Annotated in this window: 11 protein-coding genes and 3 pseudogenes; 9 read left to right on the plus strand and 5 right to left on the minus strand. The window is 69.3% G+C overall.

The window, feature by feature from the left end; genetic code table 11:
• The coding region (locus tag PUR53_RS07360) for a transposase domain-containing protein (protein WP_329907790.1) at nt 1–146 on the minus strand (146 nt) is incomplete at its 3' end.
• Nucleotides 147–260: 114 nt separating this feature from the next.
• On the opposite strand from PUR53_RS07360, the gene PUR53_RS07365 reads away from it, so the two are divergent.
• Nucleotides 261–1,129, plus strand: a protein-coding gene (locus PUR53_RS07365) for an IS5 family transposase (protein ID WP_329907784.1) whose coding sequence is annotated in 2 segments (ribosomal slippage) — nt 261–678 and nt 678–1,129 — 870 coding nt in all. Because the reading frame shifts where the segments join, the coding sequence is not laid out codon by codon here.
• 71 nt (nt 1,130–1,200) lie between these two features.
• A complete protein-coding gene (locus tag PUR53_RS07370) occupies nt 1,201–1,488 on the plus strand; it encodes a hypothetical protein (protein ID WP_329907785.1) in 288 nt (95 codons plus the stop codon).
• 573 nt (nt 1,489–2,061) lie between these two features.
• Here the strand turns inward: PUR53_RS07370 and PUR53_RS07375 are convergent.
• Nucleotides 2,062–2,196 carry a hypothetical protein gene (locus PUR53_RS07375; protein WP_329907791.1) on the minus strand — a complete coding sequence of 45 codons (135 nt, stop codon included), beginning with the start codon at nt 2,194–2,196 and terminating at the stop codon, nt 2,062–2,064.
• Between PUR53_RS07375 and PUR53_RS07380 the strand changes: the two are divergent.
• Nucleotides 2,168–2,660, plus strand: a pseudogene (locus PUR53_RS07380) (RHS repeat-associated core domain-containing protein); the annotation flags it as partial. The gene PUR53_RS07375 and the pseudogene PUR53_RS07380 sit on opposite strands and share 29 nt — an antisense overlap.
• 37 nt (nt 2,661–2,697) lie before the next feature.
• A complete protein-coding gene (locus PUR53_RS07385) occupies nt 2,698–2,865 on the plus strand; it encodes a hypothetical protein (protein WP_329907786.1) in 168 nt (55 codons plus the stop codon).
• A 114-nt stretch (nt 2,866–2,979) separates the two neighbouring features.
• Here the strand turns inward: PUR53_RS07385 and PUR53_RS07390 are convergent, their stop codons facing one another.
• From PUR53_RS07390 to PUR53_RS07400, 3 genes and pseudogenes are all read right to left on the minus strand, one after another.
• A complete protein-coding gene (locus PUR53_RS07390) occupies nt 2,980–3,216 on the minus strand; it encodes a DUF6207 family protein (protein WP_329907787.1) in 237 nt (78 codons plus the stop codon).
• Nucleotides 3,217–3,484: 268 nt separating this feature from the next.
• Nucleotides 3,485–3,997: pseudogene (locus PUR53_RS07395) on the minus strand (transposase family protein); the annotation flags it as partial.
• On the minus strand, nt 3,936–4,796 hold the full coding sequence (locus PUR53_RS07400; protein WP_329896794.1) for a MerR family transcriptional regulator: 861 nt from the start codon (nt 4,794–4,796) through the stop codon (nt 3,936–3,938). The pseudogene PUR53_RS07395 and the gene PUR53_RS07400, both read right to left, overlap by 62 nt.
• Before the next feature lie 749 nt (nt 4,797–5,545).
• Here PUR53_RS07400 and PUR53_RS07405 point away from each other — a divergent pair.
• The 5 genes and pseudogenes from PUR53_RS07405 to PUR53_RS07425 all read left to right on the plus strand — a co-directional run bounded on the left by PUR53_RS07405 (nt 5,546) and on the right by PUR53_RS07425 (nt 9,286).
• Nucleotides 5,546–5,887, plus strand: a complete 342-nt coding sequence (locus PUR53_RS07405) for a PadR family transcriptional regulator (protein WP_329907788.1) — start codon at nt 5,546–5,548, stop codon at nt 5,885–5,887.
• Nucleotides 5,884–6,840: pseudogene (locus tag PUR53_RS07410) on the plus strand (hypothetical protein). The gene PUR53_RS07405 and the pseudogene PUR53_RS07410 overlap by 4 nt, the downstream one beginning before the upstream one ends.
• Nucleotides 6,841–7,516: 676 nt before the next feature.
• Nucleotides 7,517–7,729, plus strand: a complete 213-nt coding sequence (locus PUR53_RS07415) for a hypothetical protein (protein WP_329896792.1) — start codon at nt 7,517–7,519, stop codon at nt 7,727–7,729.
• A gap of 516 nt (nt 7,730–8,245) precedes the next feature.
• Nucleotides 8,246–8,818: a replication-relaxation family protein gene (locus tag PUR53_RS07420; RefSeq protein ID WP_329907789.1), complete on the plus strand. Its 573-nt coding sequence runs from the start codon at nt 8,246–8,248 to the stop codon at nt 8,816–8,818.
• Between the two features lie 171 nt (nt 8,819–8,989).
• The gene (locus PUR53_RS07425) at nt 8,990–9,286 is read left to right on the plus strand and encodes a hypothetical protein (RefSeq protein WP_329896790.1); all 297 of its coding nucleotides are present in this window, start codon (nt 8,990–8,992) and stop codon (nt 9,284–9,286) included.
• The last annotated feature ends 375 nt before the right edge of the window (nt 9,287–9,661 follow it).

Below are 9,661 nucleotides of genomic sequence, written 5' to 3' on the forward strand. Positions count from 1 at the left end.
ACGACCAACCGCGCAGGAAGCAGCCGCCTACGTTGCTCTGAACGTCCGCATGCGGCCACCACCCGGTCCACCAACCCCGGCGGATACACCCAGGTCAGAAGACCAAGACCCGATAAGTCAGACGCACTCGCAGCCACACCGACCACCCCCGGGACCCACTGCCAACCAGCCTACGCCCACGGTAAAAGCAACGGCATTGGTACTAGGTCGTGTTTTGAAAGTGGGCTTCGTCGTTCTCCCTGCGCCGTGATGATCGCGGTGTGGGGCGAGGGGATCTTTCTGACGAGCGGTGGGCGGTGCTGGAGCCGTTCCTGCCGGTCGTGGTGTTGGGGCGGCCGTCGTTGGGCCGACGGAGGCTGCTGGATGGGATCCGTTGGCGGGTGCGGACCGGTGCTCCGTGGCGGGACCTGCCGTCGGAGTGCGGGCCGTGGCAGACGGTCTATGGGCTGTTCCGCCGCTGGCAGCGTGACGGCACCTGGCCCGATCTGCTGACCCGACTGCAGGCCCGGGCGGATGCGGCGGGACTGATCACGTGGGAGGTCAACGTGGACTCCACGATCTGCCGGGCCCATCAGCACGCCGCAGGCGCCCGCCGCGACGGCCAGGCCCAGAAGGAACCGCCCGGCGGCACCCGTACCGAGCCGGACGACCACGGTCTGGGCCGGTCCCGGGGAGGTTCACCACCAAGATTCATCTGGCCTGTGAACAGGGTCAGCGACCGCTGTCGTTGCTGGCCACCGCAGGCCAGCGCGGTGACAGTCCTCAGTTCATCGCCGTGCTGGAAGGCATCCGGGTTCCCCGCACCGGACCGGGCCGCCCGCGCGTCCGCCCGCTGCGGGTGCGGGGCGACAAGGCGTACTCCTCACGCGCCAACCGGGCCTACGTGCGAAAGCGCGGCATCCGATGCACCATCCCGGAGCCGGCTGACCAGGTTGCCAACCACAAACGGCGAGGGAAGGCCGGCGGGCGGCCTCCGGCCTTCGACCGCGAGGACTACAAGGCCCGGCACGCGGTCGAGTGCGGGATCAACCGGCTCAAGCGCAACCGGGCGGTCGCCACCCGGTTCGACAAGCTCGCGGTCCGCTTCGAGGCGACCGTCCTGATCGCCGCGATCGGTGAATGGCTGTGACGGTCCGGGTTGTCGGTTCTGCATGCCATGCTGACGGCGACCAAGGCGAACAGGGCGAGGGAGAGACGACGATGGGGGCTCTGTACTACGGCGCCGACAGCGAGAACGGCGACCGCATCGACGACCCCTCCGAGGACGCGCTGTTCATGATGATCAGCGACCTCAACGACTCGGACAACACCTTCGTCGTCGTCCAGCCCGACGAGGACGCCCCCGTCTGGTTCGCCTCGGTGGCCGTCATGGACGAAGGCGGCTTCGAGATCGTCCGCCGTGACACGGTTCGCAACGAGCACGAGGTCACCACGGCGACCAGCATGCGCCCATCATGCCCAGCTCACCCTATGGACACCAGGACATGAGGAACCCGTAACCGCAGCAACGCAGATGAACGTCCGGATGCAGACGGACCACGTCCGGCGCCGTACGGGAGCTGTCGGCAGTGCGCGGTTTGCCGGACATCTCCGCGGCGGCCGTCACGCCCGTGCCCTGCGGACAGGCTCGTCGGTCTGCAGGAGCCGCCAAGTGGTGGGTGAGGCAGGCGAGGTAGAGCGAGGGTGGTGTGGTGGTCGCGCAAGGGGGCGGCAGATGAGCTGTTCGGTCTTGTTCCTGCGGTAGACGGCGGTGTCGCCGACGACCACCGGGCAGTATCGGCGAAGCCCGTGGCCCGGTACGCAGCCGCCATTCCATCTGCCTGTCCATCTGCCTGCGGCTGAAGGGCTGCGGCGCGCGCGACAGACGCGCACAACGAACAGCATCAAACCTGTCCATAACTTGATCTCGTAAGCCCACGACGGGCCTGTCGGCAACTGCGTCACGGGCCGCGCGAGGGCGACATCCACCGGCCACTCCGCATCACCAGCCTGCGCTCTCGGGGCACCAGTCGCAGGCTGGTGTACTTCCGCAGGGTCAGGAGGCGGGTCTTGGCTTCGCCGTCAGGGGGTGCCTTGTTCGCGGACGAGGCGGGTGACTTCGCGGAGCGCGCTGATCGCCGCCCGCCCGGCTCGTTCGGCGTCATCTGGCTGGGACAGCTTCAGGGCGACCGGATTCATCCGCGAACCGGCGGGCACGCTGAACTCCATGACGACTGGTGGGAAGTTTTACTACTACCTCACCGACGCCAGCGGCAACGTCCTCGGCCTCGCCGACGACACCGGCAAGCGCACCCCACACCTACGCCAACGGCCCCACCGGCCTCCCTCACGGCACCACCACCAAGACCACCCCCCAGCCGTACCGATACGCGGGCGCCTACGCCGACCCGACCGGGCTTTACAAGATGGGCCACCGCTACTACGACCCGTCCCTCGGCCGCTGCACCCAGCCAGACCCCTCCGGCCAGGAAACCAACCCCTACCTCTACGCGGCCAGCGACCCCATTAACAACAGCGACCCCACAGGACTTCTCAGCCTCTCCGACGCTCTCGATGAGGGAAAGAGCATCTTCAGCACTGGCACGGGTTGCCTTGCCGGGATCGGCGCCGCAGGTGAAACCGGCATCATCGCCACTGCCGGCATCGTGGCCGGCCCGTGACGGAAGGGCACGACAAACCGTGAGCAACAAAGTCAAGATGAGCATCTTTCTGTCCGTGGTCGCGGTCGTCACCGTGCTCGCGGTGCTGCAAGGCCTCACGGCAGAGGGGTCGAACAAAGCCCTACCGCTCATCGTGGCAGCCCTTGGAGCGGCGTCCCTCGTCATGTGGACCATCGGGGTCCGCAACAAGCCCAGGGAGAAGTGACCGGACTCCTCGCCGTCCACCCCCGCCGCGGGCGGCGAGGAGGCGGTGTCGGGCTCACGACTGAATAATCGCGCTGATCCGCCCCAAGCAGACCATGGCGCCGACCCCGGCTGGTCAGCGAGGGCGTGGCCGTCCGCAGGGCCACGAGCCGGGCTCCTGGCGTAGGTCCAGGAAGCAGCGCAGCCGTACACCGGCCTCGCCTGGCTCCTGAGCCGTACGGTCTGATGGCGCGATGGCGCGTCGCGCTCCTGCGCCGCCGCAGAGTGGAGCCCACCGTGGCGAACAACCGGGTGGGAGTGGAGTCCACCGCGATGCCCAGCGGATGGGAGTGGGCTCCACACTGACGAGCACTGGCCGATGAGGGAGTGGGTACCTCCCGGCATCCGGTGCGCCACTTCCTCCGGTGGTGCGTACCGCGCGGTGACGATGAGCCTCCGCCAACTTGAAGTCGCAGGTCGAGGTTCGTCAGGACGAGCAGGACCAGCAGGGCGCGCAGGAGGCGGGTTGCATGGGCGGGGTCGATGCGAGCTTGGTGAGGGTCAGCCAGTTCTTCAGGGGGGGCGAATCCGTGCTCGACCGGCGCGCGTCCGACGGCGAGGACACGGTTGGCGCCCTTCTGGCCGGGGGTGAGCTCGTGGGCGCGGCCGGCTGTGAAGCCGGTGACGATCACGGGGTCGCGTACGTCGTTGTCCAGGCCGCGGAAGCCGAGGTCCGCGAGGGCGTCGAGGTCGGCGGCGCGCAGGTGGGCCAGGGCGTGGTCGTGGCGGGCTGCAGTGATGTCGTGGGTGCGTCCGGACTGGGCGGCGGATATCCGGATCAGGCGGCCGTTTTCGTCGGTGAGGGCGAGGAAGTGCAGGCCGTGATGGCGGTGTTCGCCGGAGTAGTTCCGCCGGTCGCCGCGATCTTCCCGGGCGGCAGGATCCGCCACCTTGACCGTGTCGCTTTTGCCCTCGGCGTCCTCTTTGGCTTTCGTCACACAATTCCAACGGTTGCCGGGGGCACCGGGGTTACGCTCGCGCCGCACGACTCCGGGCTGCTCTTGGCGGGCTCGCTCTGGGCGCCGACGTCGATCAGCAGGTCCGTGGGTCCGTGTCGCCGTCCTGATCGGCCGGGTGGAGCAGTTCGATGACACGTTCCTCGTACCGGACTCGGGCCGGAGAGAAGTCGTACGGCATCTTGCCGAGGGCCCCCATCGCGCTCACCCTCGCCCCGTCCTCTTCCTCGCCGGCGTGCTCGTCCTCCCGGTCCAGGAGGACGTCGAGGGCCTCTTCCAGGCCGGATCTTTCGATGGCGGCTGCCAGGGCGGTCTCGTGATCACATCGCTGGGTGGCCAGGTCTTCGATGTGGGGGTAGTCGGGGGACATGGTGTCGTCCAGGGCCGCCTCGGCCTCGGCCAGTCGGTCCTCCTCGGCCCGCAGCTCGGGGTGGGTGGCCAGGACGATGAACCGGTCGGCCTGGATAGCGGCGCCCAGAGGGCCGAAGACGCGCTCCGTGACCAGGAGGGTGTCGAGGTCGGTCAAGCGCAATGCTCCGGGCGGTAGATCGCGCAGGCGGCCCGTGACCAGCGGTGAAAGCAGGCCCAGGGGGCTGCCCACCTTGCGGAGACGGTTCACGGCGGCCCGCTGGGCCTCGATGGCGGCAGCCTTGGAAGCGAGGGACCCCTCCAGGCGGGCCAGGGACTGCTCGATGCCGGTGGTGCCCTCGAAGGCGGCGTGGATGTCGTCCAGGGAGATCCCCGCATCGGCCATCCTGCGGATCCACAGCAGGCGGATCATGTCGTCGTATCCGTAGCGGCGGCGGTCGTCGCTGCCGCGTTCCGGTTCGGCGAGGAGCCCGATGGCGTGGTAGTGGCGGATGGCGCGGGGTGTGGTCCCGGCGAACGCGGCGGCATCGCCGATCTTGACCCGGCGGGGAATCGCAGGAAGGGGTATGCGAGGGAACCTCTCAATGTCGTGCTCGCCGCCTACTGGACCACATGCCGCTACGGCACATGCAAACCCCTCTGTCGTGCGGGCGCACGCATGTACTCCGGCACCATCAAAGTCGTACGGACCGCTGCACGGGTAGAGAAGACGTACCGGATGAGCAGACTTGGGGAACAGCCTGAGGGGTGGGGAATTCAAGCAACGGGCGCCATCAGGGCGGCAGCGTCCCTGGTCGCAGGCGAGTGGTGCACCGGCCGTCGGGCAGTTTCCACCGTCGGTCTCGATCGACGAGTCTGATCAGTCTCCCGCGTAGCGGTTCCAGCTTGGCCCGCATCGCGACGTCGACTCCCCAGTATCTCGACGACCTGCCGGGCCATGACCGGTCCTGCAGCCTGCCGCCTGCCGTACGGCAGCGAGGATGCGCTGATAGTCCGACGGGAGCATGGTCTCCTCCACGTCTGGCTCGCCCTGCGGGATCAGCATCACCGCCCGGCCGCCCACCTGCCCAGACGCCGGGGCGGCCAAGGCGCGCTCGCCGGCAAGCTGTTCGCTCACCCGCTCAAGAACACGTCGGCGACGGCGAGTTCGTCCCGCTCAGCCCGGACCTCGGCCAGCTGTATGGCCAGTTGTTCTTCGATCGTAGAAGGCGGCCCGGCTGCAGCGAGCAAGAACTGGCGAACGACCGCTCTGTGACACGACGCCTGAGCTCTCCAGAGGTGGCAGATATATTTCGGAGCTCGATATATGCTCGACGCATGACCAGACAGAATCCGCCCTTGACGGAACCGCAGTACTTCATCCTGGCTGCGCTCATGGATGGTCCGTTGCACGGTTACGGCATCATCAAGGCTGCCGAGCAGGCCACCGACGGGCGGCTGCGGATCGCTGTAGGCACCCTCTACGGCGCGCTGGAGCGGATGGAGCGGGCCGGGCTGGTGGCCGCCGGCCATGAGGAGATCGTGGATGGGCGGGCGCGGCGCTATTACCGGCTCACCGAGGACGGCACCGAGGCGCTCGGCCGGGAGGCGCTGCGGATGCAGCAGGCGGCGGCCGTCGTCATCGGACACCGCCGGGATGCCGGAGCGGCTCCGGCATGAATCGTCTGCTGCTCGCGGCCTACCCCGAGTCCTACCGTTCCCGGCAGGGCGAGGAGTTGCTGGCCTGCCTGGCCGAGGCGTACCCCGGCCGCTCCTGGCCCCTGCCGCGGGAAGTTGCCGCCTTGGTGCGCGCCGGGGTGCAGGCCCGCGCCCGTGCCACCGTTGACGACACCACTCGGCCGTGGTGGCTGGACGGCATCCACCTGGCCGCCCTGGCCCTCGCCGCGCTGGCGCTGGTTCCGTACTTGCAGGACGTGTGGCACTGGGCACTGCGCATCGACCCCGGACAGCACGCCATCGCCTTCCGCTTCTCCGGCTGATACCCGTGGGCCGAAGGTCCCACGCGGATACGGCTGTTGCCCTACGGGCTGCTCCCGCTGGGCTGCCTGATCGCTCTGCTGCGTGGCAGAGCGTGGATCGCGCTGCTGGCCGCGGCAGCCATGATCTGGGCCGGCGTCACGTCCCACGGCCGCATCCTCTTCGGCGACGAGGGCAAGGCGGGCCTGGGCTACTACGGTCTCGGCACCCCGATAACGGCCCGTGACCTGGCGCTCTCGGGGGCACTGTGCGCCGCGTGCGCCGTGCTGGCGCTCTGCCGTCCCAGCCGTCTGCGACGCCGCTCGTACCGCTGGCTGGCTCCCGTCGTGCTCGCCATGTTCGGGGCCGGGGGCCTGCACATCATCTCCGTCAGTCCGACCTTCCAACGCGGCTTGTTCGCCCTCGAAGTCACCTCGCTGATCGCCGCGTGGGTGGCGACGGATGCCACCGGCGACCACCGGTGGCTGATCCCCGTCGCGGCGGTTGCGATCGTCCGCACGCAGGCGATCGTCGTCCGGCCGGACGCGTTCATGCAGTCCTTTCCGGACCTGATCGTCCTCATCCTGCCGACCGCACCCCTCCCCGCCCTGGCGTTCGCCGCCCAGCGCCGGCAGGGGCGGGCACTCACCGAATAGGAGCGGACCGTCGGTGGGCCGACCGAGCCCGGCGGCCCACGTCGTGCCGCAAGACGCACGTGGCCGAACTCTCCCCAACGGAATTAACACTGCGATGACTCAGCACTGGGAGCCACACTGTTGGCCTGTGCCTGTTACGGCCTCGCAACCTGGCTGCTGCCGCCGACCGCCCCGCCAGGCGCCACGCGGAACCCCCGTCAGCTGCCCGTCGCCCCCCTGATGCTGGCACTGGCCGTCGCCCTCGTTTCCGGCGCACGGAACGACACCCTCACAAGGTCACTGGCCTCCGCGGCGACGGCCTTCCTATGCACGGCCCTGGTCTGGTACGCCGCAGTCGGGCGGCCCGCACGCACCACACGCCGCGCACGCCCCGCATTGGACTGACCACCCGGCAGGCTCCGGTCGGAAACCGGCACATCCTGGCAAAGCGATGGTCCGACGCCACCGACCAGTCGTAGAAGCCGTCGACGCTAGTGCACGACGCATGGCGCCGCCCGTCCGATGCGCACCGCTCCGTGTGTGGGCGCTACGCGGCTGTACGGGCTGGTCAAGGCCGGAAAACCGGCCGGGCAGAAGCGTTTTGCCGCCAACGATCAGTAACTGGGTAGCCACGCGGAGTGGGTCGGGGCTACACAAGTCGGCGGACGGTTGTGTCTGATGGGGGAGGGCTGGCCGGGTGGTACTGACGATCAACGTGGCGGTTCTGCTGGCGGTCATCATCGTCGTGCGGCTGCGTCGGCGTACGCAGGCCCGGAGCCGGTTCGACGAGAAGTTGACCGTCGTCATCGTGCTGGTCTTCGGCGTGCTGGTCGCCCCCACGGCGTTCGGCCAGGGAATCCTGGATGTCGTCGTCCAGCTGGTGGAGGGCGCTTCCCAGTCGGGTCGCTGAACTCCCGTCGGGCGGTGGGGCATCGGCCACGTACGAACCGCCCGGGCAAGGGGTGGTCAAGGGCCATAACGGACAAGGCGTGCCTGGCTGAACAGGCCGCGGACAAGGGGTGCTTGCTCATGGTGGGCCCCGGCTCGCGCGCCCCTTTGCGTGCGAGCCGGAGCTGTCACCGATCCGGCCCTGTACGGCCGGGGAGATCCGCGGACGCGATGACCACCGCCCCCGTCCGCTGACCCAGCCGCCGCCACCGACCCCGGCCGACACCGATGCGACCACCGGACCTGCGGCAAGCCACACGGCGAGCCCCGCTCCCAGCCCCGTGGCTTCCAGCCCGTGGCTTCCGGCCGCCGCCTGCCGGTTGTCGCTGATCAGATCCCTTGTCGATCGGCCCTGGCCAGTTTCAACTCCTCTATCTCCTCTATCAGTAGTTCCCAGGAGACAGCGCCCCGGCCGGGGAAGTCCCGCCCGGGCAGGCGCCGAGATCCAGGGTGAGGTCCTCCTGGCTCTCGCCCAGCCGTGCCTTGCCACGCCTCGCCAGCTCAAGGCCCTGCTGCCGGACCAGCAGGCACCGACTACGTACGCCGCGCGCTGCGTGACCTGCGCGCCGACGCCCTGGCCGGGCGGACCCACCGTGCCCAGCAGAGTTATTGGTACTGCACCCCCGCCGGTCTCGGGGAAGCCGCCGCCTCCGGTGAGCTCCCGCCGACGTCCGGACGGACTATCGGGCAACGCGCGGCCACGAAGAGGGGACTGCGCGAGCACGGCCTCGCGCTGGTCGACACCGTCGTCACCTTCCGCCAGGCGCAGGCGGCCGAACACACGGACTGGCGCCTCGCGAGGCCGCCCACCTCACCCCCGGCCGGCTCCCTGCTCCCCGACGCCGGCGTTCTCCTGACGAACGGCCAGAGCGCGTTCGTGGAGATCGACCGCACCATGTCCTACGCCCGTCTGGTCGCCAAACTGGAGCGCTACGACGCGTACCGCAACGCACCGGCGACCGGACGCGGCAACGCCGCCCGCGCAGCGTGGGCTACCGGATCACCCTGGCGACCACGACGCTGGCCACAGCTGACCAGCACGGGGCGATGAGCCGGTGTGGCGCGTGGCCGGCCGCCACGCGGGGGAGGAGCACTGCTCTCTGGACGCGCTGCCGAAGGCACGGTGAGCACGGCGGGTCCGGCCCAGCCTCCATGAACCCAGCCACGTGCCGGAGCCGCCGCCGCGCGGGGTGCTGTCGGTGGTGGCTGCGAGGCTGGACGGATGAACGGAGACGAGCAGCTGCTGAACGGCCGTGTCTACGGCCACGACCACGACGACCCCAACCCCGGCCCGCTCCCGCACCGGACCTACGCCGAACTCGTCGGGGGCCCGCTGGACGGCCTACTGCTGGACATCCACGAATGGCGGCCCGCGGAAGTCGACGACGGGGCGGCTCTGTCCACGGAGCTCGGGAGGTTCCCCGGCGGGCGGTCGTTGTACGACCCGCGACCCGGTGAGGCGCGTACCCCCGGCCCAGGTGTGAGCTGCCGCTTCTACTACTCCGGCGACACGCCCTGACCGTCGCCCCGGCAGGTGCGACGTTTCCGGCTCGCCAACAGATGATGCCCGGCACCGAGGTGGTGCCGGGCAGCATCGTTCTGCGGTGCGGTGGAGTCCGCCTACGGCTTCTGCAGCTTCTCCTGGATGGTGAGGACGAGCCCCGTGACGACGATGAAGGTGCTGGAGCCGGCGCCGATCGCGGCGAGCGGCGTGGCACTGAGGCGGTCGACCACGAGGTGGGTCTGTCAAACGAGCGGCCCTGTCTCACATTCGGTGGTGACAGAGAGTTGTGAGGGTCGTTGACCTTCATGTGATGGGTGTCAACGAGCTTGTGCGGACGGTGTTTTCGGGTCTGTCCCCACTGGTCATGGTGGATGTGGTCGACGAGGGTGA

This window comes from Streptomyces sp. SP18BB07 (assembly GCF_036322545.1).
Classification (GTDB): Bacteria; Actinomycetota; Actinomycetes; order Streptomycetales; family Streptomycetaceae; genus Streptomyces; species Streptomyces deccanensis.